The sequence below is a fragment of the Beijerinckia indica subsp. indica ATCC 9039 genome, from assembly GCF_000019845.1.
Taxonomy (GTDB): domain Bacteria; phylum Pseudomonadota; class Alphaproteobacteria; order Rhizobiales; family Beijerinckiaceae; genus Beijerinckia; species Beijerinckia indica.
This window is the reverse complement of sequence record NC_010581.1, coordinates 1,155,941-1,175,721: the sequence shown is the minus strand read 5'-3', so window position 1 is coordinate 1,175,721 and position 19,781 is coordinate 1,155,941. Positions and strand designations below refer to the sequence as shown.

The following is a 19,781-nucleotide window of genomic DNA, read 5'->3' as shown; positions in this document are numbered from 1 at the left end:
GCGGTTTCAAGATCACGGCATAATCCCAAAGGCTAACACCTTTGGGACAAAATTATGCAGAAAAACAAAGTGTTAGAGAACATCGTTTCCATTTCTGTTGAATGAGCGATGTTCAACCGGTGTCCGTCAAGGCCAACGCTCTTTCTGGAGCACCGGATCATCATCCAACCCGGACTATTTCTCTTTCTCTCTGAAAGAGATGTGGTTCCTACTTCGAGCTTATCGATCATTGGGGCGGTTCGACTTGGCACATCTACCTGAAAACTCCCCGAAGGACGCGCAATCCCTCCTGGTGATCGGCGGCACGTCCGATATCGGTCGCGCTTGCGCCTTGCTCTTCGCCGAAGCCGGTTTCACCATCCTGCTTGCCGGTCGAGATAAGGAGTCCCTCACGCGCGAGGCCGGTGATATAGCGGCCCGCAGTGGCGCCGATGTCTCGGTTCATCCACTCGATATTCTCGAGACGGAGACTTTCGAGGATTTCATCAAGAACCTGCCCATTCTGCCGGATCTGGTTCTTTCCGTGGTTGGCCTCCTGGGCGATCAGACAAAAGCCGAAACCGATCTCCTCCATGCACGCACCATCATTCGTTCGAATTTTGAGGGGCCAGCTTTGCTGCTTGGTCTTTTCGCTGAAAAATTCGCTGCGCGGGATCAGGGTGTCATTGTCGGTGTCAGTTCAGTCGCTGGAGATCGTGGACGCGCCAATAATTATGTCTATGGCGCCGGCAAGGCCGGTTTCTCAGCCTTCCTCTCTGGTTTGCGTAACCGCTTCGGCAAGACAGGCGTCCATGTTCTGACGGTCAAACCCGGATTCGTGCGCACGCGCATGACAGCAGGCATGCCCTTACCAGGGCCGCTCACCGCCGAACCTGTCGAAGTCGCCAAGGCAATCTATCGCGCCGCGGTCGTGCATCCGCGCAATGTGATTTATGTCAAACCCGTCTGGTACCTTGTGATGACCATCATCACATTGATCCCAGAGTCGATTTTTAAACGCCTGCGGATTTAGAAGTCAGATCCAAAGGAAGATGCCCTCTTGGGATCAATCTGATGCCTTGATAAAGGCTTGGAGCATAATCCCAAAAGGTGGAAATTTTTAGGATAAGAATTATCCGTTAAAACAAAGAGGTAGAGAACATTTCCTGATCCAGTTGAATCAGGAAATGTTCTCTTTAAGAATGTCGCTCCCGACTGAACCCAGATGAACGGGCAGTGCTGTTTGAGCGTCCAATGCTCCGGCCAACTTTGACCGGCTTACAGACCTTTGACTTGGTCGTCCGGTTGAGTGCCTTGAGAGGCAATCCAAGAAAACCAATCCAGGACTATGGCAATGATGGCCAGCCTGGATCTATTCTTCGTCAGGGAAGTCAGAGCGTCGGACTTTCAAAGTGAATCCTGCCCGATGCTCTCTCTTTCTAAAAACGCATCATACTCTAAGCCGGCACGCGGTTGCTGGTTGGCAATGCGAGGCACAGCCAGCCCACGCCCTGAAAGATCATATCGAAGCCGAGAAGATAGCCCAGCACCCATAATCCGCTGGCTGGCCAACCGATGAGAATCACCAGGCCCGCGATTACGCCAAAGGCCCCTGAAAGGGACAAAAGCCATCCCAATTGCGACCAAAACCTGACACCCAGGTAGAGGCGCACGAAGCCGGAAATCAAAAGGACCAGACCAAGCACATAGGTCAGGATGAGAGACCCCACGACCGGTTGGTTCACCAGCACAACGCCACCGGCGACATAGAGAACGCCCAGAAAAATCTGCAAGAAGAACCCGCCCCATCCTTTGGTCCAGAAGGCATGAAAGATTTCAAAGAGACCGCCGACAATGGCACAGAGACCGATGATAACAGTGCTGACGAGGGTCGCCAAAATGACATCGCCAAGGATGAAAATACCAGCGGCGATGAAGACCACACCCAACAAAAGGCAGGCCCATAAGGGCAGTACCGCCCTTTCACTGATGGACGCAGACGTATTGAAGCTCATTGCCGCTCCTTTCGTTCCAGTTCAAGAAAATATCTGATCAACTTCGCAGGAATTATTCTTTCGATTTAATTATTTAATAATAAATACTTGCTCTACAGGTTTAAGTTCTTGGATTATGATTCAGAGTCTATTTTAAGTGAAACAAACTCTTCCGAAGTTTGTTCCTCAGTTAAGAAGCAGGAAATTTTGCAGGAAACAGACGTTCGCGATAAAAGCCTCGGGAGAAAAAGTCAGACATTTTCTTATAGTGCATGATGCTTCAAATCGGAATTAGACATCGTGACCTATGGCTTTGAAAATAAACAGGGCTGATCCTAGAAGCGATTCCCTTGGAGGGATTGTACCCTGATCGTGTCGGAGGCGAAATGAATCCCCTTGCCATTGCTCCTTCCATTCTGTCGGCCGATTTCGCCAAGCTCGGCGAGGAGGTTAAGGCCATTGCTGAGGCCGGCGCAGATTGGGTCCATGTCGATGTGATGGACGGACATTTCGTACCCAATATCACGATCGGTCCCGCCATTGTCGCCGCGCTCCGGCCGCATACATCGCTTTGTTTCGATGTTCACCTCATGATCGCTCCCTGCGATCCCTATCTCGCCGCTTTCGCCGAGGCAGGCGCCGATCTCATCTCGGTTCATGCCGAGGCGGGCCCCCATCTGCATCGGTCATTGCAAGCGATCAAAGCGCTCGGCAAGCAGGCCGGCGTCGTGCTCAATCCGGCCACCCCTGTCGCCCATGTCGCGCATGTCCTCGATCTCGTCGATCTCGTGCTCGTGATGTCCGTCAATCCGGGTTTCGGCGGTCAAGCCTTCATCCCGTCCGCTATCGGCAAAGTCGCGGAATTGCGACAATTGATCGGTGAACGGCCGATCCGGATTGAGGTCGATGGCGGCATCAATCCAGAAACCGCGCGGCAAGTGGTCGAGGCCGGAGCCGACACTTTGGTGGCGGGTTCCGCGGTCTTCAAAGGCGGCCCGGACCATTATCGGACCAATATTGCCAATATTCGCGCGGGAGCCCTTGGCAAACGACATGCGGCCTGACGCAGGATCCCGACAAAACCGTCATCGAAATCCGGTATGAGCTCGCGCGGCGCCCAAACGTTTCATCTCTGGACGAGCCTTGATCCGTGAGCGCTGTCTGGCTTGAAGAGCAAGCCAGAACTGGACCGGTTTTTGATTATCCAGCAGCGACCCATCCGTTTGTCGCTAGCCCCACCAGAGGAACAATCGTGAGCAATATTGCCTATTGGCTGAATTTCCGGATCGAAGACAATGACGTCGCCCGCAAACCCAATCAGAAGAGGCGTTACGAGGATCTGGTGGAGATTGTCGAGGAATATGCCCTGACCTGGTGGCGGCAAAGTCCCTCCCTCTATATTTTCGATACCAATGTCGATATCGAGCATATGGCTCCACTGTTCAAGAAATGCATCAATCCAGAATGCGATTTCTTCATTCTCGGCCAGCTCGGCAAGGATGTCGTCAAGATTTATGGAAAGTATAACGACAAGGATATTTTCAAGGTGATGCCCTATATGGAAGAATTGTAGGATCTGAACCTTTCATTACCAATCCTCGGCCGTGCTTATCTCAAGAGGAAAGGCCGAGGAGAAACGCCACATTCTCGACTTTTCGTGCATCTGATAGGCGAAAAGTCGAGAAGCTCGGCGCATTCATCGTGCTGGACGATCCATTTCCTTGGAAAGGACTGCTTGCTTCTCCTTGACGATCCGCACGACTGCAGTACCCAAATCCTTGATATCCTGTCGCAAAAGAACCTGCTGCTCCAGGATTTGTCCCTCCTTGGCCCGCGTTTCAGCCAAGCGGTTCTCAAGATTTTGCACTTTTTCCCCATCAGCCTCGTAGAGATCGCGCAAGGATCGATGCTCTTCGTGCAATTGAGCCAACGCGTTAAGACAATTCGATAAAGCCAGGGTCTTGTCGGTTTTTTGGCGTGTCAAAAGCTCTTTTTCCTCCTGCAGAGCCTGCAGGGCCGAGGCTTGCTCCTCGCATAAAAACCGTATCGTCTCGAAGCGCCGCTCGAGGCCAGCGGTTTCTGTTGCCGCTTCTTCCAGGGATTGATTGAGACGGCCAATTTCATTCAAACGCTCATGCGCTAATTCACTCTGAAGCGCGAGTTCGTTGGCAAGAGTGGTGATCCGCCATTCCCGGCGGCCGATCTCGACCATATCGGCGATATGGGCTTGATTGGCGGTCTCGAGTTTCTGTTCCATCCGCCTCTGAAGGAGGGCAGCCTCGGCGCGAATGAAATCACGATCGGCAAGGATTTCTTGAGGCGACAGCGGCATCTGTCTTTCGAGCCGGCGCCTTGTCAGGCGCAAAGCCCGGTTCCAGAAGACAGGGGTAAAGGCGAGCGCCAGTAGTCCCGCTAGCAGGAAACCAAGGCCAAAAATCATGATTTGCTCGATCATGAAGCCCTGTCACACATCAGACAGTCCAAGCGCTACTCTTTAATTCAGCATCCTCTACGACGCTCTGGAATCTTTAATAGCGCGTCAAATCTATCCAAAAAGTGGCGCCCCTTTTTTGAATAAAGGCTCCTTCCGCTATCACTCAGAATGGATTCCAGGTCGAGGTCGGAGTGAATTTCAAATAGCTGATATTCAAGCCAAGACGCGCGCCAATACCAGCACGGATGGGTACGACATAAATATCATCGGTCATCAGCGCCGTCATGCCAAAACCGCCAATGACATAGGCCGATCCATTGACTCCGCCAAAACGGCTGTAGATAGCCTGGGCCGCCGGCAGATTATAGACAAGCATCATAGTGCGATCACCATCTGCCCCGGCGTCGAAACCCAGCGAAGGGCCTTGCCAATAGACGCGCAGATTGCCGGCGTTGCGTGTGTACATGACACCTTCGCCATAACGCAGACCGCCGATGAAAGCGCCGCTGGCTTCCTGCCCGAGAATATAGCCGTTGGGCCTCCCCCATTGCTTGGTCGCGTTTTCGACGATTTTGGCGAGGCCGCGAGAGAGCGAACCAAAAAAACGGTGACCGCTCTCGATCACTTCATCGGTGGAAATTTCATCAGGCCGCTCAGAACCTGGATTAGCCTTGGCGCGAACCAACCCTGCACCGGACAATCCCAGCCCGGCAGCGACTGAGAGCAGTCCTTTCGTCATTGTCCTGCGTGAGTGCATCGGTCCCTCCGTCAACCGCACGACCTCTTCTCTCCGGCGCGCCGATCTCGTCGCGAGAGCATTGATGCAAACGGTTAACGAATGATTATAACGAGAATGAATTTTCACGCATATGCCAAAGCCCTTGAGCTTGGCCCTTGAGCCCAACCCATAAGCTAGGCCCGCCCCTCATGCGATCGGCTTTTCGGGAACGAGCGCGCGATCCCCCCAGGCAATGAAGAAATCATTACGATAAAGCTCCGTCGCCTTGCCATAATGCAGCGGCTGATTATCGAGGCCAAGGACGAGTCCGCCCGCCGCACGCAAAACCGCATCGCCTGCGGCTGTATCCCATTCCATTGTCGGACCGAAACGGGGATAGACATCGGCTTCGCCTTCGGCGACGGCGCAAAATTTAAGCGAGGACCCGGCGGAATGTCGCTCCGCAATGGCAAGCCGGCCAAGAAAAGCCTCGGTCTCGGCATTGGAATGCGAGCGACTAGCCAATGCCGTCAGGCCATGGGATGGAGCCCGCCGCACATGAATGGCATGGCGGGCTGAAACAGGCGGCAAGACACCGCCGGGAGCAACCGTGCAGACAAAGGCTTTTGTGCCGCCGAGCCACAGCCGGTCGAGCGCTGGGGCATAGACCACCCCGGCAATCGGTGTCCCCGCCTCGATTAAAGCAATATTGATCGTGAATTCACCAGTATGGCTCAAAAATTCCTTCGTACCATCGACCGGATCGACCAGAATGAAAGACGAACCGCAACGCGGCCGGTCACCCCGCGCGGAGGCTTCCTCCGCCACGACCGGCAGATGCGGCAGGCGAACGGCCAATTGTTCGAGAATGATCGCTTCAGCCTGTTCATCCGCGTCGCAGACAGGGCTTTGATCCGGCTTGCGTCTCGCGTGGCAATCGGAAGCATAGATCCGCATGACCTCGACTGAGGCGCGAAGGGCAATGGCCGCGAAAATTTCGGCTATGGTATCGCGGTCTTCGCACGCGACCTTTTGTTGCGCGGCAGGAGGCATTTGAATTTTCGTGCCGTTCATTATGCTCCCCACGCTTCGACCCGGTCTCTCTTCAGGCCTTGGTTCGCCCCTTGAATTTTGACCTGATGCATCCCGCGCCACTGCGTAACGTTAATATGAATTTCCGTTAATCTAACCCGCTATAGCGGGAATGACCATGAGACGAAAGATCACCATGGTTCCGGCCGAGCCAGGCCAACCGTCTCCATTTCGGCATAAGGTTCATGCCTTACGCTCATATAGGAATTCGGGGATTTTTGCGTCAGACCGCAAGCCTTCTCCGGCAAGGATCTTTCGTTCGAACAGCGGCTTGCGACCAAATTATTAACCATTGTTAACTATGCTGGCGAAACCTTGCTTTTTCCAGTCCCTACCGGAAAAAGCAATTTCCTCTGCTCTACGGATGGATGCTGAATGACTCAATTCTCCCTCGACCCCATGGATCTCGCGGCCCTGCTCTGTTCGCGGGTTTGTCACGATGTCATCAGCCCAGTCGGGGCCATCGTCAACGGCCTTGAAATCCTCGAGGAAGAAAAAGAAGAGAGCCAGAGGGAATTGGCTCTGGATTTGATCAAGAAAAGCGCCGAAACCGCATCCGCCCGCCTGCAATTCTGCCGCCTCGCCTTCGGCGCTGCGGGTTCCGCCGGCGCCCTGATCGACACGGGAGACGCGGAAAGGGTCATGCGCGGCCTTTTTGCAGAGGGGCGCAGCACCTTGGAGTGGCATGCCCCGCGCGTGCTGATGGCGAAAGACAAGGTGAAGCTCATTTTGAATCTATGCCTGATTGCCATGGCAGCCTTGCCGCGCGGCGGCGTGGTTTCGGTCACGATCGAAGGTGGCGAGACACCAAGCCATATCAAGATCGACGCCCAGGGCACGAATGCCCGCCTCGCTCAGCATGTCCCGAGCCTGCTCGCGGGCGCGCCGGACACTGGATCGGTCGATGCCCATGGCATCCAGGCTTTTTACACGGGCCTGGTGGCCAAATCGGCCGGTATGACGCTCGATATTATCGCGGAGCCGAATCTCGTCCAGATCGCAGCGACACCCATCGCCGCCAACGTGCTCGACAACGTCGCCTGAGAGCGGAACTCTCCAAGACTCGGTCCCGGTGAAATCTTCATCGGGTCGGGTCACACCCACCATGCTTGGTTTGATTGGATTCAACGGCGGGAAATTCAGAAGAAAGATAGGTTGCTTCTTTGTCATGGCTTCTTTGCCATGCCATTTCGATAAGCAACGGCATATTTTTCCACCGTAGAGATCACGTTATAACACGTCGAAATGAATATTCGAATTCTAAGCTAGACTAACCTTGCCAAAAAGCAAAGTGTCATTATGTGATCAGCAAGAGAAGTGACAGTTACTTCTCACCGATGACTTAGCCATACTTTCCGCTTCTCCTAATCCATACCACACAAGCAGAAGCGTCTCTATTCCTTCGGATTTGTTTTCTCATTCGAGAGGAGCAATGACTATGGTAGAGAAAGTTCCAGTGAAAGCCGAGCCTAAAGCTGTGACCCCGAGCTCGACCTTCGGCTCGTGGGCACCTTTTGAGTCGCTTCGCCGGGAAGTCGATCATCTCTTCGAGCGGTTTGCCAGCCCCGGACGCCCGCTTCCATTAGGCCGACAAATGTTCAGCCTCGATTTTCCCTGGTTGGACAAAACCAGTGGCTTCCTCGCGCCGGCCATCGATGTCATCGAAAAAGACCAGGAATTCGAACTCACCGCCGAGCTTCCCGGCCTTGATGAGAAAAATATCGATGTCAAAATATCAGAGGATCTGCTGACGATCAAAGGCGAGAAGAAGGAAGAAAAAGAAGAGCGCGAGAAAGAATATTATCTGTCCGAGCGCCGTTTCGGTTCTTTTACACGATCCTTTCAACTGCCCGCAGGCGTCGATGCCAGCAAGATCGAGGCGACGTTTACAAAGGGTGTTCTGACCATAAAACTGCCTAAGACGCCCGAAGCCCAGAAAAGCGAAAAAACCATCGAGATCAAAGCTGGTTGATGTCCCTCCCGGCGTCATGCTTCACAATCCCACCCTCTATGCGCCCGAAAGCGGACCCGCTTTCGGGCGCAATGCTTGAAAGGGTCTTGCAGGTCGAACCAGGAGACAAAGCCTCCGTCATGCTATAGCTGGACATGAACGGAGAAACTTGGCTATGGCGACGATCTACGGCATCAAGGCCTGCGATACGATGAAAAAGGCGAGGACCTGGCTCGACGAACACGGAATCGCTTACGCTTTCCATGACTACAAGACGGCCGGCATCGACCGCGACCGACTGGAAAGCTGGGCGCGCGCGATAGGCTGGGAAAAATTGCTCAACCGCGCCGGAACGACCTTCCGCAAACTGCCGGAACAGGACAAGGAAGGTCTCAACCAGGATAAGGCGATCAAGCTCATGCTCGCCCAACCCTCCATGATCAAGCGCCCCGTGCTGGACCTAGGAGACCGCCTCCTCGTCGGCTTCAAACCGGCCGATTATGAAGGGGCAATGCTCCCTTCCTCCAGATCATAAAATCGTTCCCCTGCCGGGCTGAACAATCCGAAACAACGCCCCTAAGCCCGACATTGTTGGTCATCGGGCGGCGGCGGGAGTTCGTCGACATCTGCCGCATCATCATCAACGGGAGGTGGGCCATGCTAAGTCTGGCCCAGTGCTCGATGCACCGTTCTTAAAGCCGAGCGTTCAGGGTGGCAAGATCAGAAAGTGGGTGGGTTGAGTCCGCCAGGACTAGCTAGATCGGACGGTTCCTCGGCTGCCCAAGTTTCACCATTTGCTTGAATATGAAATCCGGTGCGATCCGGCTTGCGATCTTGAGAATGTTCGCAGCGCCTGGCCTAATTTCCGTTCTCCCGGCTTCGATCGCCGCTAACGTTTGTTTGACCAGTTTGTCGGGTGCCATAGCGCTCCGGCCCTTCATCTCCTCGGCAAACTCACCTCTAAACAATTCCGTTTCAACTGGTGGCGGAGCCAACTCAATGACGTTGATCGACGTGTCGGAAAGTTGCGCCCGCAGGCTTTGCGTGTAGGCGTGCAGGGCTGCTTTCGCGGCGGAATAGACTGGCGACACAGGCATCGGGACGAAAGCGAGGCCCGAGGATACGTTGACGATCGCGGCTTCGTCACGTTGCAGCAGATGCGGCAGGAATTGCTGCACCATTCGGATTGCTCCAGTCAGCAAAATATCGACCTCACGCGTAATGTCTTCGAGACTGTGTGGCTCCACCAGCTTGAGATTCCGCATTATGCCCGCGTTATTGACGAGAACATCCAGCTTCGGAAAGCGGGATAAAATCTCCTCGTAAAGTCTCCGAATGTCGTCCGGCTTCGTGACATCGCTCCGAACAACGTACAGCCTCGGAAAGGCCTTCGAAACAGAAGTCAACTTGCTCTGATCACGGCCTGTGACAATCACGATGTTTCCGCGCTCGACGAGGCTATTGGCGAGCGTGAGGCCGATCCCGCTGGTGCCGCCGGTAATCAAGACTGTTCGATTGGTCATTTTCATAGTGAATACCTGAAGTCCGTTGCATTCAGGTAGTTTTGACGCTCATACTTTCCAAAGGGAAGAAGGCACCGAAAAGTTCTATACTTACCAAATGGAGAGCATTAGATGTCCACGATGGCAAAGTTCACGGATGAGCAGATCGCAGCGGCGAAGTTCTATGCAGAACAGCAGCCCCCGGCCGATCTCGATCCCCGCATTGAAAAGCTCGTGACCGACGTGATCGGGCGTGTGGCGGATAAGTGGACAATGCTGATTCTCGATGTGCTCGCCGAGAAGGGAGAGCTCAGATTTTCGCGTTTGGCTGAGGCCGTGGAAGGTATCAGCCAGAAGATGCTCACGCAGACATTACGCGCTATGGAGCGCGATGGGCTGGTCAAGCGCACGATCTACCCAGTTGTGCCGCCGAAGGTTGAATACCGGCTCACTGACCTTGGTATCACGCTCGGGGCGGCATTCTGCGGCGTGTGGGTATGGGCCGCAAACAATCTCGATAAGATCGAACAAGCGCGTGAGGCTTTTGACACCGCGAACGAGCGTTAATGCCCGCGTCGGATCGAAAGTACCAGGCTTTGATAACCGATACGACGTCTTCGACGATCTCTTGTAACTCCGTTGGCGTCGTACCGTCTCGGACCTGGATCGAAATGCCCTGCATGGGTTCTGGCGCACTTCGCGTGCAAGGAAGGTCTCAATCAGGACAAAGCGACCAAGTTCACGCTCGCCCGATCAAGCGCCCGTGCTGGAACTGGGAGACCGCCTCCTCGTCGGCTTCAAACCAGCCGATTATGAAAGGGGCAATGCTCCCGTCCTCCAGATCATAAAATCGTCTCCCTACCGGACTGAACGATCCGGGACGCCACCTCTAAGCCTGACATTATTGATCATCGGGCGGCGGTGGCGGGAATTCGTCGACATCCTCCGCATCATCATCAACGGGAGGTGGGCCGCCCCGATCGTCATAAACGGGAGGAGGTGGCGGCGGTCTATCTCCATTATCCGGTCCGCGATAGGGCTGAGCAATGGCTGTTGTGGCGACGCTAAAAAGTAAGGCCGTGAGAGCGAGTCTCATTTCGGTTTCTCCGAAGGTCGGTCATCATGACTATCCCCGTACGCAACAGAAATGATATTCCTCAATTTTGGGGAAATCATGCCTCATGACGAAATGAGGAGCACGACCAACCAACTGCTGCGCTCAGTGTCGAGAAACGATTTAGCCAGATGGTGTCGGAAGAGGTCTTTTAGCTCGAAAAATCTCATATTTAACGAGATCTTTTCTGCTCAAATTTTTCGGTGGGGTCGCTGGTGCCCAGGGGCGGAATCGAACCACCGACACTGCGATTTTCAGTCGCATGCTCTACCAACTGAGCTACCTGGGCAGGAACGAATCTTCTGTCTCAAGACGTTGCTTCGAACCTGGGGCCTTATAGTGGACTGGACGTCCCGTTGTCCAGCACCCTTAAGCGGATTTATGTCAGTTCCTTTGCAGCGCGCGCCATCCGATGTCGTGGCGGCAAAATCCTTCAGGCCAATCGATGAGATCGACAGCCGCATAGGCGCGCTCCCGCGCTTCCGCCACATCCTTGCCAAGGCCCGTGACATTCAAGACGCGGCCTCCATCAGCCAGGAGTTTCGTACCTTCGCGCCGCGTGCCGGCATGAGTTAGGCTGACACCAGGAAGACTGGCCGCCTTTTCCACGCCCCGAATCTCGCTGCCCTTTTGCGGCGCTTCGGGATAGCCCTTGGCGGCGAGCACGACGGTCAGTGCGACTTCATCGGCAAAATGCAGAGGCTTTTGCGGCAGGTGACCCTCCGCGCAGGCAAGAAGCAGGGCGAGAAGATCGTCTTGCAATCTTGGCAGCATGACCTGCGTTTCCGGATCACCGAAACGGACATTATATTCGATCAGCTTCGGCCCAGCGGGCCCGATCATCAGCCCCGCGAATAACATGCCCTTGAAGGGCGTCCCGCGTGCCGCCATGCCTTTGACCGTCGGTGTGATGATCTCATCGATGACCCTTTCGGTCATGGCCGCATCCATGACAGGCGCTGGCGAATAGGCCCCCATGCCACCGGTATTGGCGCCCGTATCACCCTCGCCCACCCGTTTATGATCCTGCGCCGAGGCAAAGGGTAAAGCGCTGGTGCCATCACAGAGCGCGAAGAAGGAGGCTTCCTCGCCTTCCAGAAAATCCTCGATGAGCAAGCCATTGCCACCGATTCCGCCCGCAAAAATCTGATCGATCGCAGCCTCCGCCTCCGCATGGGTCGCCGCCACGACGACGCCCTTACCGGCAGCGAGGCCATCCGCCTTAACGACGATCGGCAGGGGTCTTGTCGCGGCATAGGCTTTGGCCGGCGCCGCCTCATCGAAGCTTTGGGCTTGCGCCGTCGGAATCCCATGCTCCAAGCAGAATTGTTTCGTGAAATTTTTTGATCCTTCGAGCTGAGCGGCCGCTTGGCTCGGACCAAAAACTTTAATGCCCGCCGCAACGAGCGGATCGGTAAGCCCCGCGACGAGCGGCACCTCGGGGCCGATCACGACAAGGCCGATCGCCTGGAGGCGGCAGAAATCGATGACCGCCTGATGATTCTCGATTTTGAGCACGACGGGTTCGGCGATCTCCATCATGCCGGGATTGCCCGGCGCAACGAAGAGGGTCGAGAGCAAAGGGCTTTTGGCGAGAGTTTTGGCGATCGCATGTTCGCGCCCGCCGGAGCCGATGAGAAGGACGTTCATGAGCCTGGATATTCGAAGATCGAGGACGACGAAAAAGAGCTTTCAAGCCATGACATTATAATGGCGCACAATCCACAGAATTTGAAAAACCAGTGCGCCGCCGACGAAAGCCAAATGAAAACGCCGATCGCGAATGAACATGGCCGCGACAGCCAGACTGAAAAGGGCCGCCTGCTGCACAGGATATGCCCCTGACAGGGAACGGAAATAATCCCAGCCCTTCAAAATCGAATCGAAAACATCGAAGAAAAACACAGAGGCGAGCAGACCGTAAAACCATTTCTGGCATGAAAGGAAATAATCCTCGAACCCTTTATATTCGTCCATACGGTCTGGAAACAGCAGCGTCGAGATGAAGAACAACAAAACGATATAGAAGAGAATGTATGCGTAAACCTCGAAGGTGATGACATCGATGCGGGCCAGCATGATCTCGAACCACCAGAAATAGATGATGTAGAGAAGCAGAAAGAGAGCCCAGCCGAGATGGACCGGATAGATCGTCTCACGCTTGGGATGCTGGACAAAACGCGCGAGCCCGGTCAGCAGGCGGGCAATGCTCAAACTGGTGATAAAGCCTGTGATCAGACGAACATGGGTAAAGACATCGAGATGCACGATTTGGTTCATTTTCATCGATCCGACACTTATGAGATCTCGTCGCTTCGCTCATCCACGCCCGAATAATCTCTCGATGTCACCGAGCTTCAATTCGATATAGGTCGGGCGCCCGTGATTGCATTGGCCGGAGCCCGGCGTGCGTTCCATCTCGCGCAGGAGCGCATTCATCTCCTCGATACCGAGACGACGGCCGGCACGCACGGAATGATGGCAGGCAAAGGTCGCCAGCACATGATCGAGTTTGCGTTCGAGCGGGATCAAGGCTTTGTCGTCTTCTTGCAACTGGTTCGCGAGATCATGGATCAAGGCCGGAACCGAGCCATCCTTCAAAACGATCGGAATTTCCCGCACGGCTAGCGCGCCGGGACCGAAGCTTTCAACCACGAGGCCAAAATCGGCCAGCATCGAGGCCGCGTCGACCAGCCGTTCGACATCAGCCTCAGGCAATTCGACAATGGTCGGCAGGAGAAGGATCTGGCGCTCGACCGTTTGCGCCGCGCGCGCCTGTTTCAAACGTTCATAGACAAGACGTTCATGCGCCGCATGCTGATCGACCAGCACGAAACCATCGCGCGTTTGCGCGACAATATAGGTCTCATGCAATTGCGCCCGCGCAAATCCAAGTGGCTCATCATGCGGCGTCTCAGAAGCCGCCTCGCTGAGCTCTTTCCCGCTATCCCCGTTCAGACCAGCCGGTGTTTCGGCAAAACCCAAAGGCAGCGAGCCTGACATTTCGATACGATCGCCAGGGGGCGGATTTTGGGGCGGATTTTGCGGTCGCGCGGGGGATTGCCGCCAATCCCAATCCTGAACGCCTTCCTTGATCCAATCCCTGGGCGGCATGGTCGGCGCTTGCCTTGACGCGGATGGCATGGACGCGGATGATACGGGCCGCTGCCCCTGCCCCGCCGAATGCATCGCAAGAAGGCCGAGCGCCACTCTGCCACCATCAGGCGTCGCCCGATGCATGGCTTGCTGCAATGTCTGTTTCAAGGCGCCAACAAGGAGACCGCGCACAAGACCCTGATCGCGGAAACGAACTTCCGCCTTGGCCGGATGCACATTGACATCGACCTCTTGCGGATCACACCGCAGAAACAGAGCCAAGGCGGGATAACGCCCGGCTGGCAGATAATCCATATAGGCCGCGCGCACAGCGCCGGTGAGCAATTTGTCGCGCACCGGCCGGCCATTGACGAAAAGATATTGCGCTAGCCCATTGGCACGATGCCAGGTTGGCAGGCCGATGAACCCTTCGAGGATAATCCCTTCGCGTTCCGCCTCGACCGGCAAAGCATTGGCCTCGAAATCCTTGCCCAGCACGGCGCCGATACGCGCGAGCAGGCCTTCTGGTCCCTCGGCACAAGGCAGATAATCAAAGCCCGCTGTATCCGTGCTCGTGAAGGTAAAACGCCGGGTCGGATGCGCCATGGCCAGGCGCTGCACGGCATCGGCGGCAGCGCGCGCCTCGGCGCGATCACCTTTCAAAAATTTGAGCCTTGCCGGCGTCGTGCGAAACAGTTCACGGACCTCGATCCGCGTGCCACGTGGCTGGCCGCAGGGAATGACCGTCTGTTTGCGTCCATGTTCGACGCTGAGCGCGACACCATGCGTGGCCGTTTCCATGCGGCTCGTCAGCGACAGAACCGAAACGGAACCGATCGAGGGCAAAGCCTCGCCACGAAACCCGAGCGTCGCAATGGCGAAGAGATCGCCATCCGGCAATTTGGACGTGGCATGGCGCTCGACGGAGAGTTCCAGATCCTCGGCGCTCATGCCGCAGCCATTATCGGTGACGCGGATGAGCGTCTTGCCGCCGCCTTCAAGCACGACATCAATCTCGCTCGCCTGCGCGTCGAGCGCATTTTCGACGAGTTCCTTCACCGCCGCGGCGGGCCGCTCGATGACCTCGCCGGCGGCGATGCGATCGATGAGGACGGGATCGAGACGGCGGATCGTCAAAGGTTAATCGCTTGAAGATTTTACCGCATGAGCTTTTACAGATTTTCAGGCCGTCCGGCGATGGCGACAAGCAGATGGCCATCGCCAAACAAACGTTTGCAGACGCGCTTGGCATCGTCCATCGTTACAGCCGCGATCCATTGATTGCGCGCGTCGAGATAATCGACGTCGAAACCATCCGTCTGCAAATGCACGAGCTGGCCGGCGATCTTGGTCGACGTATCGAAACGCAAGGCATAGGACCCGATCAGATATTTCCGGGCCTTGTCGAGCTCTTCCCCGGTCGGTCCATTCTCGGAAAGATCGCGGATCTGCTCCTCGATGACGCTCAGGGATTCCGCCACACGCTCGTTTTTGGTCGAGGTGCCGCCGGTCAGCATGGCCCCATGATCGAAAGTGACGAGTTGGGAATAGACGGAATAGGCGAGCCCGCGTTTCTCGCGTACCTCGCGAAACAATCGTGCCGAGAAAATGCCGCCGCCGAGAATATGATTGACCACTGTCGCAGCGATAAAATCCGGATCCTTGCGGCCAATGCCCTGGCGGCCAAAACGGATGGTTGATTGCGGAATGTCGAGATCGACGACCTGCCGCCGCCCCTCGCCGGTAAAGAGTTGATCGGGGATGGCAACAAGATCGCCATGGGCCGGCAAATCGCCGAAAGCCTGGTCGAGATAGGCGCCGAGCGTCGCCGCGTCGATGGCGCCAACGACGGCGATTTTCAGACTATCCCGCGCCAGCAAGCGGCGGCGAAGATCGAGGAGATCATTCCGCGTCAGATCCGGCAGGCTGACGAGATCGCCACGCACCGGTAAGCCATAGGGATGGTTTGGATAGGACAGAGCGCGAAAGGTCCGGCCGGCGACATAATCAGGATCATTCGCCTCGCGCTTGAGGCTCGCCATCATCTGGCTGGTCACGCGGGCGAAAGGTTCGGCATCGAGCCGCGCCTCATTGACGGCCAGCCGCAACAATTCAAAGGCGCGCTCGGCATTGCGCGACAAGGTTTGCATCCGGCCGCCCAGAACGTCGCGATCGGCCGAAAAAGACAGTTCGATCGCATCTTCGTCCAGCGCCTGGTGAAAGGCATCGGCATCCAGGGCGCCGGCGCCTTCATCGAGCAGGCCAGCGAGCAGGGTCGCGGCTCCTGGCTTGCCCTCCGGGTCCTGCGCCGCGCCTCCCTTGAAGGCACATTCAAGGGCAATGAGCGGCACCGCATAATCCTCGACGAGCCAGGCCTCGATCCCTCCCTTGGAAACGACCTTCTGGACGGAGGCAGCGCGAGACGGAGCGTCAGTGGTGGCGAGTGCGGTCATGGTCGGAAAATTCCCAAAGGCCCCGCTGCGGAACAGGTCCTGGCCGGGGCAAAACAAACGTGCGGGTCATGAAAACGCTCCTCATGGCACGCCGATGGCGACCTGCCATGAGGAGCTACGAATTATGCACCCGATCAGCACGGATCATCTGACCCTGGCATCAACAGGAAGCGGGCGCAACCAGAAGGCCGGTTCAACTGGCCTCGGTCTCGACCTCGATCGTATGTTCTCCTGGGGCATGGGCCGGCAGGAGGAAACCCGTAACGCCGCGCCTTTTGGCGAGCCAGCGCGTGGCTTTCTTGACATCCTCCAGGGTAACGGCCTCGATTCGCGCCGGCCATTCGGCAATATCGTTCAGGGTCAGGCCAACGCTGAGCGAAGCGCCATACCACCGCGCCAATGTCGATTGATTATCCTGGGCATAGATCGCCTCTGCGACGAGTCGGGTCTTGGTGCGACGCAGATCCGCTTCCGAGACGCCTTCCTTGGCCACATGGGCAATGACGGCGTCAATGGCATTGTCGATTTCCTCGAGCGTAATGCCTGGCGCCGGGATGCCATAAACATAGAAGCGCGTCTGATCGACAGCCGTCCCCTGGTAATGGGCGCCGGCGGCAACGGCGACTTTATCGGCCACGACGAGCTTTTTGAACAACAGGCTGGTCTGACCGCCGCCCAGCAAATGGCCGAGAACTTCAAGCGCTTCCGCTTCGCCAGGCGCGGCCGTCTTGTAGGACGGGACGAGGAAGACCCCCTGATGCGTCGGCTGTTCGACCTTTTCATCGACGAGCTTGACGAGCCGATGAGCGCGCGGCTCGGGCTCACGGGGACGCGAGCGACGCGGCGCCTCGCCATGGGCCGGGATCTTGCCATAGACATCCTCGGCAAGCGCCAGAACCTCATCGGGCTCGACATCGCCGGCGACGACGAGAATCGCATTTTCTGGCGTATAGAAACGATCGTAATAGGCAAACGCATCCTGGCGATCGAGGGTTTCGATCTCATGGCTCCAACCGATGATCGGCTTGCCATAGGGATGATGCGTATAAAGGGCGGCCTGGACTGCCTCGTTCAGAAGGTCCGAGGGATCGGAATCCGTGCGCATGCGGCGCTCCTCGAGCACGACATCGCGCTCGGGGGCGACCACTTCATCGGAGAGGACCAGATTTTTCATCCGGTCAGCCTCGTAATTCATGCAGACGCGGAGATGGTCCTTGGCGACCCGCTGGAAATAGGCGGTATAATCATTCGAGGTGAAGGCGTTTTCCTGACCGCCGAAATCGGCGATCACTTCGGAAAATTCGCCCTGTTTGTGATCCTTGGTGCCCTTGAACATGAGATGTTCAAGGAAATGCGCAATGCCGGACTTGCCCACTGGATCATCGGCGGACCCGTTACGATACCAGACCATATGGGTGATGACAGGCGCGCGATGGTCAGGAATGACCACAATGTCCATGCCATTGGCGAGCTTCGCCTGACTGACTTGCGGCCCATGGGCCTTGGCCGGATTGGCTGGCGAAGGGGTGAGGCCGAAAGAACCTTGAACAGGTGATGCCGCGCTCGACTGACCCTGAGACATGCAGACCATCGCTTTCATTCACTCGCAGGCGCCTACGCCACGCTTGTGGCACGAGGCTGTTACCTGCCTGTTATGCATCTTCCCGCGCATCCTTCGCGGGACCATTCATTGCAACCTTGTATCGCAAGGCCCGGATCACAAGGGTCTTTCTTCTGCTTTCGGCATGAATTCCACTCTTTTCCAAAGAATAACGCGGTTTCCAAAAGCGAAAAAATCAGAACATTTGGACCTTTGAAACAAGCAGAATTCACGCCAAGTCTTTTCGGGCGTCAGGCTTGCGGCACGCTGGAGCCCTCGCCGCGCTTACCGGTCAAAGGCGTCGGCCGCGCTTTTGTGGCCCTGGCTGCGCGTATAGGCGGCGGCATCGCCCGCATCCACCGTTGCCTTGGCGTTCTTGTCGGATTCGAAATGGGTCGTCTTGGTCGCGGCACGATAGCCAGCCGGTGGCTCGGTCAGATATTTCCGCGAAGGCTCGTCACCCACATTGACGACTTCCTCGTCATCCTTGTGCATAACTTTTTTCAAGAGATTCCACGGCGCATAGACGCACATCGCCGTGCCCGCCGTCGCCTGGCACCCATCATCGGGTTTGCCGCCCGGCTCCTCCGTCTTATCGGTCTTGCCGCGCGCCAGTTCCTGCGGCGAAAGCTCGGCGCGCGTATTCAGATTGACCTGCGGCGCTGGACGATGGGAATCCGCCGCGGCCCGTTTGCGCGCCAAAACGTCAGGATCCTTAGGCCAAGCGGCATCTTGTTCCTTGCGCGCCACAGGTGCTGGCAATTGATCCATATGCGGCGGTACGACGAGCGGCGCCCGTGCCCGATAGTCGATTGCCTCCTGCTCTTCCTTGTCGAATTGCATGCCGACAAAGCCGAGCAAGGAATTCAGCGGGTTCGTATCTTCATAGGCGGCGGCAGGCGCGACCGCACCGAGACCGAGCACGAGGCCAAGGCATAAAGCAGAAGCGGTAATGAAACCCCTGGCCGGCGAAACCGTTCTGCGGCAAGCGGAGGCTTTGGCGGAATTCATGATCTCTCCTTCTCGCTGGGCACTCGATAAGAAAGGGCGGAACCGGGCCAAATCAAGGCAAACAGAAGATAGACCTGCCTTTTTAAACCTGACATCCGCGCCATGATATTATGGCATGAAGATATTTTACATGGGAGCTTCACGCCTTAACTTCAGAAGCAGGTGTGTGAATAATGCTATAATTCTTTATCAAAGCATCAAATTTACCCAAAAATGAGACCACTTTCAGGTTTGATGCTCTGGGTCGCGTCTGGCGACCGCTTATCCTCTTTATCAAAACATAAACTAAGGAAAACTTGCAAGGGTTTAGCTCGCTCAAGAATGTCCCTCACTGTCGGGCGCTGGCACCCCCGCCTCTTCACTCGTGAACGCATCAAGGATCAAAAGCGCCACCCCGGCGACGATCGCGGCATCGGCCAGGTTGAAGACATACCAGGAGAAGGAGCCGATGTGAAAATAATAGAAATCGGCGACTGCGCCGGCCGCGATCCGATCGATGGCATTGCCGAGCGCGCCACCGATAATGCAGCCGAGCGCCAGAGCCACAAGCCGGTTGGTGGCACGCCAAAGCCAAATCGAGAGCAGGAGAATAGCAAAAAGCGTCAGAGCGACGAGAATCCAGCGCCCCATGGCACTCTGCGCGCGGAACAGGGAATAGGAAATGCCCGGATTGCGCTCGTAGATAATATCAAAAAAGGGCGCGAGCCGCACGGGCCGGCGCGCCTCGATATCGAACACATGAATCAACCAGAGCTTGTTCGCCTGATCGAGCACGAGGCATAGGAAAGCGGCGAGCCCGCCGAGCACGCGCGGGCTCACGAAGCCATTCCGCAAAGG

The 19,781-nt window shown here is 56.2% G+C and carries 20 protein-coding genes and 1 tRNA gene; 7 read left to right on the top strand and 14 right to left on the bottom strand.

What is annotated here, in order from left to right; all coding sequences use genetic code 11:
* Positions 1–199 precede the first annotated feature (199 nt).
* Positions 200–1,012: an SDR family oxidoreductase gene (locus tag BIND_RS05205; RefSeq protein WP_012384026.1), complete on the top strand. Its 813-nt coding sequence runs from the start codon at positions 200–202 to the stop codon at positions 1,010–1,012.
* A 424-nt stretch (positions 1,013–1,436) separates the two neighbouring features.
* On the opposite strand, the gene BIND_RS05200 is transcribed toward BIND_RS05205, so the two are convergent.
* Positions 1,437–1,994: an HdeD family acid-resistance protein gene (locus BIND_RS05200; protein WP_012384025.1), complete on the bottom strand. Its 558-nt coding sequence runs from the start codon at positions 1,992–1,994 to the stop codon at positions 1,437–1,439.
* A 365-nt stretch (positions 1,995–2,359) separates the two neighbouring features.
* Here BIND_RS05200 and rpe point away from each other — a divergent pair, with 365 nt between their 5' ends.
* Complete coding sequence (rpe, locus tag BIND_RS05195; RefSeq protein ID WP_012384024.1) at positions 2,360–3,037, top strand: ribulose-phosphate 3-epimerase; 678 nt, start codon at positions 2,360–2,362, stop codon at positions 3,035–3,037.
* An 86-nt stretch (positions 3,038–3,123) separates the two neighbouring features.
* Positions 3,124–3,546: a hypothetical protein gene (locus BIND_RS05190; protein WP_244395964.1), complete on the top strand. Its 423-nt coding sequence runs from the start codon at positions 3,124–3,126 to the stop codon at positions 3,544–3,546.
* Between the two features lie 123 nt (positions 3,547–3,669).
* On the opposite strand, the gene BIND_RS20035 is transcribed toward BIND_RS05190, so the two are convergent.
* From BIND_RS20035 to cysQ, 3 genes are all read right to left on the bottom strand, one after another.
* Positions 3,670–4,428 (bottom strand): hypothetical protein, encoded by a 759-nt coding sequence (locus tag BIND_RS20035; protein WP_012384022.1) that lies wholly within the window; start codon positions 4,426–4,428, stop codon positions 3,670–3,672.
* 142 nt (positions 4,429–4,570) lie between these two features.
* Positions 4,571–5,164 (bottom strand): DUF1134 domain-containing protein, encoded by a 594-nt coding sequence (locus tag BIND_RS05180; protein ID WP_012384021.1) that lies wholly within the window; start codon positions 5,162–5,164, stop codon positions 4,571–4,573.
* 168 nt (positions 5,165–5,332) lie between these two features.
* On the bottom strand, positions 5,333–6,199 hold the full coding sequence (gene cysQ / locus BIND_RS05175) for a 3'(2'),5'-bisphosphate nucleotidase CysQ (RefSeq protein WP_012384020.1): 867 nt from the start codon (positions 6,197–6,199) through the stop codon (positions 5,333–5,335).
* Between the two features lie 393 nt (positions 6,200–6,592).
* On the opposite strand from cysQ, the gene chpT reads away from it, so the two are divergent.
* The 3 genes from chpT to BIND_RS05160 all read left to right on the top strand — a co-directional run bounded on the left by chpT (position 6,593) and on the right by BIND_RS05160 (position 8,703).
* Positions 6,593–7,261 carry a histidine phosphotransferase ChpT gene (gene chpT, locus BIND_RS05170; RefSeq protein ID WP_012384019.1) on the top strand — a complete coding sequence of 223 codons (669 nt, stop codon included), beginning with the start codon at positions 6,593–6,595 and terminating at the stop codon, positions 7,259–7,261.
* Between the two features lie 394 nt (positions 7,262–7,655).
* Entirely contained in the window at positions 7,656–8,189 is a 534-nt protein-coding gene (locus tag BIND_RS05165) for an Hsp20/alpha crystallin family protein (protein WP_012384018.1), read from the top strand.
* 154 nt (positions 8,190–8,343) lie between these two features.
* Positions 8,344–8,703, top strand: a complete 360-nt coding sequence (locus BIND_RS05160; RefSeq protein ID WP_012384017.1) for an ArsC family reductase — start codon at positions 8,344–8,346, stop codon at positions 8,701–8,703.
* A 220-nt stretch (positions 8,704–8,923) separates the two neighbouring features.
* On the opposite strand, the gene BIND_RS05155 is transcribed toward BIND_RS05160, so the two are convergent.
* A complete protein-coding gene (locus BIND_RS05155; RefSeq protein WP_012384016.1) occupies positions 8,924–9,697 on the bottom strand; it encodes an SDR family oxidoreductase in 774 nt (257 codons plus the stop codon).
* A 114-nt stretch (positions 9,698–9,811) separates the two neighbouring features.
* Here BIND_RS05155 and BIND_RS05150 point away from each other — a divergent pair, with 114 nt between their 5' ends.
* Positions 9,812–10,237 (top strand): winged helix-turn-helix transcriptional regulator, encoded by a 426-nt coding sequence (locus tag BIND_RS05150; RefSeq protein ID WP_041778479.1) that lies wholly within the window; start codon positions 9,812–9,814, stop codon positions 10,235–10,237.
* A 334-nt stretch (positions 10,238–10,571) separates the two neighbouring features.
* On the opposite strand, the gene BIND_RS05145 is transcribed toward BIND_RS05150, so the two are convergent.
* From BIND_RS05145 to lspA, 9 genes are all read right to left on the bottom strand, one after another.
* Entirely contained in the window at positions 10,572–10,766 is a 195-nt protein-coding gene (locus BIND_RS05145) for a hypothetical protein (protein WP_012384014.1), read from the bottom strand.
* A gap of 231 nt (positions 10,767–10,997) precedes the next feature.
* Positions 10,998–11,073 (bottom strand) — tRNA-Phe (locus BIND_RS05140).
* A gap of 95 nt (positions 11,074–11,168) precedes the next feature.
* A complete protein-coding gene (gene purD, locus BIND_RS05135; protein WP_012384013.1) occupies positions 11,169–12,434 on the bottom strand; it encodes a phosphoribosylamine--glycine ligase in 1,266 nt (421 codons plus the stop codon).
* Between the two features lie 42 nt (positions 12,435–12,476).
* Entirely contained in the window at positions 12,477–13,064 is a 588-nt protein-coding gene (locus tag BIND_RS05130) for a hypothetical protein (protein ID WP_012384012.1), read from the bottom strand.
* 39 nt (positions 13,065–13,103) lie between these two features.
* Complete coding sequence (mutL, locus tag BIND_RS05125) at positions 13,104–15,017, bottom strand: DNA mismatch repair endonuclease MutL (protein ID WP_012384011.1); 1,914 nt, start codon at positions 15,015–15,017, stop codon at positions 13,104–13,106.
* A gap of 35 nt (positions 15,018–15,052) precedes the next feature.
* The gene (locus BIND_RS05120; RefSeq protein ID WP_012384010.1) at positions 15,053–16,333 is read right to left on the bottom strand and encodes a M16 family metallopeptidase; all 1,281 of its coding nucleotides are present in this window, start codon (positions 16,331–16,333) and stop codon (positions 15,053–15,055) included.
* 193 nt (positions 16,334–16,526) lie between these two features.
* The gene (locus BIND_RS05115; RefSeq protein WP_425277059.1) at positions 16,527–17,924 is read right to left on the bottom strand and encodes a M16 family metallopeptidase; all 1,398 of its coding nucleotides are present in this window, start codon (positions 17,922–17,924) and stop codon (positions 16,527–16,529) included.
* A 294-nt stretch (positions 17,925–18,218) separates the two neighbouring features.
* Positions 18,219–18,944, bottom strand: a complete 726-nt coding sequence (locus BIND_RS20030; RefSeq protein ID WP_012384008.1) for a hypothetical protein — start codon at positions 18,942–18,944, stop codon at positions 18,219–18,221.
* A gap of 315 nt (positions 18,945–19,259) precedes the next feature.
* The gene (gene lspA / locus BIND_RS05105; RefSeq protein WP_012384007.1) at positions 19,260–19,763 is read right to left on the bottom strand and encodes a signal peptidase II; all 504 of its coding nucleotides are present in this window, start codon (positions 19,761–19,763) and stop codon (positions 19,260–19,262) included.
* Positions 19,764–19,781: the final 18 nt, after the last annotated feature.

Excerpts from the sequence above, each read along its gene's own strand:
- BIND_RS05150 (WP_041778479.1), top strand. The coding sequence starts at position 9,812 with ATGGCAAAGTTCACGGATGAGCAGATCGCAGCGGCGAAGTTCTATGCA.
- chpT (WP_012384019.1), top strand. The coding sequence starts at position 6,593 with ATGACTCAATTCTCCCTCGACCCCATGGATCTCGCGGCCCTGCTCTGT.
- BIND_RS05130 (WP_012384012.1), bottom strand. The coding sequence starts at position 13,064 with ATGAACCAAATCGTGCATCTCGATGTCTTTACCCATGTTCGTCTGATC.
- BIND_RS20030 (WP_012384008.1), bottom strand. The coding sequence starts at position 18,944 with ATGAATTCCGCCAAAGCCTCCGCTTGCCGCAGAACGGTTTCGCCGGCC.
- rpe (WP_012384024.1), top strand. The coding sequence starts at position 2,360 with ATGAATCCCCTTGCCATTGCTCCTTCCATTCTGTCGGCCGATTTCGCC.
- purD (WP_012384013.1), bottom strand. The coding sequence starts at position 12,434 with ATGAACGTCCTTCTCATCGGCTCCGGCGGGCGCGAACATGCGATCGCC.
- BIND_RS05180 (WP_012384021.1), bottom strand. The coding sequence starts at position 5,164 with ATGCACTCACGCAGGACAATGACGAAAGGACTGCTCTCAGTCGCTGCC.
- BIND_RS20035 (WP_012384022.1), bottom strand. The coding sequence starts at position 4,428 with ATGATCGAGCAAATCATGATTTTTGGCCTTGGTTTCCTGCTAGCGGGA.
- BIND_RS05115 (WP_425277059.1), bottom strand. The coding sequence starts at position 17,924 with ATGGTCTGCATGTCTCAGGGTCAGTCGAGCGCGGCATCACCTGTTCAA.
- BIND_RS05205 (WP_012384026.1), top strand. The coding sequence starts at position 200 with ATGTGGTTCCTACTTCGAGCTTATCGATCATTGGGGCGGTTCGACTTG.
- BIND_RS05155 (WP_012384016.1), bottom strand. The coding sequence starts at position 9,697 with ATGAAAATGACCAATCGAACAGTCTTGATTACCGGCGGCACCAGCGGG.
- BIND_RS05160 (WP_012384017.1), top strand. The coding sequence starts at position 8,344 with ATGGCGACGATCTACGGCATCAAGGCCTGCGATACGATGAAAAAGGCG.
- BIND_RS05120 (WP_012384010.1), bottom strand. The coding sequence starts at position 16,333 with ATGACCGCACTCGCCACCACTGACGCTCCGTCTCGCGCTGCCTCCGTC.
- cysQ (WP_012384020.1), bottom strand. The coding sequence starts at position 6,199 with ATGAACGGCACGAAAATTCAAATGCCTCCTGCCGCGCAACAAAAGGTC.
- BIND_RS05145 (WP_012384014.1), bottom strand. The coding sequence starts at position 10,766 with ATGAGACTCGCTCTCACGGCCTTACTTTTTAGCGTCGCCACAACAGCC.
- BIND_RS05200 (WP_012384025.1), bottom strand. The coding sequence starts at position 1,994 with ATGAGCTTCAATACGTCTGCGTCCATCAGTGAAAGGGCGGTACTGCCC.
- BIND_RS05165 (WP_012384018.1), top strand. The coding sequence starts at position 7,656 with ATGGTAGAGAAAGTTCCAGTGAAAGCCGAGCCTAAAGCTGTGACCCCG.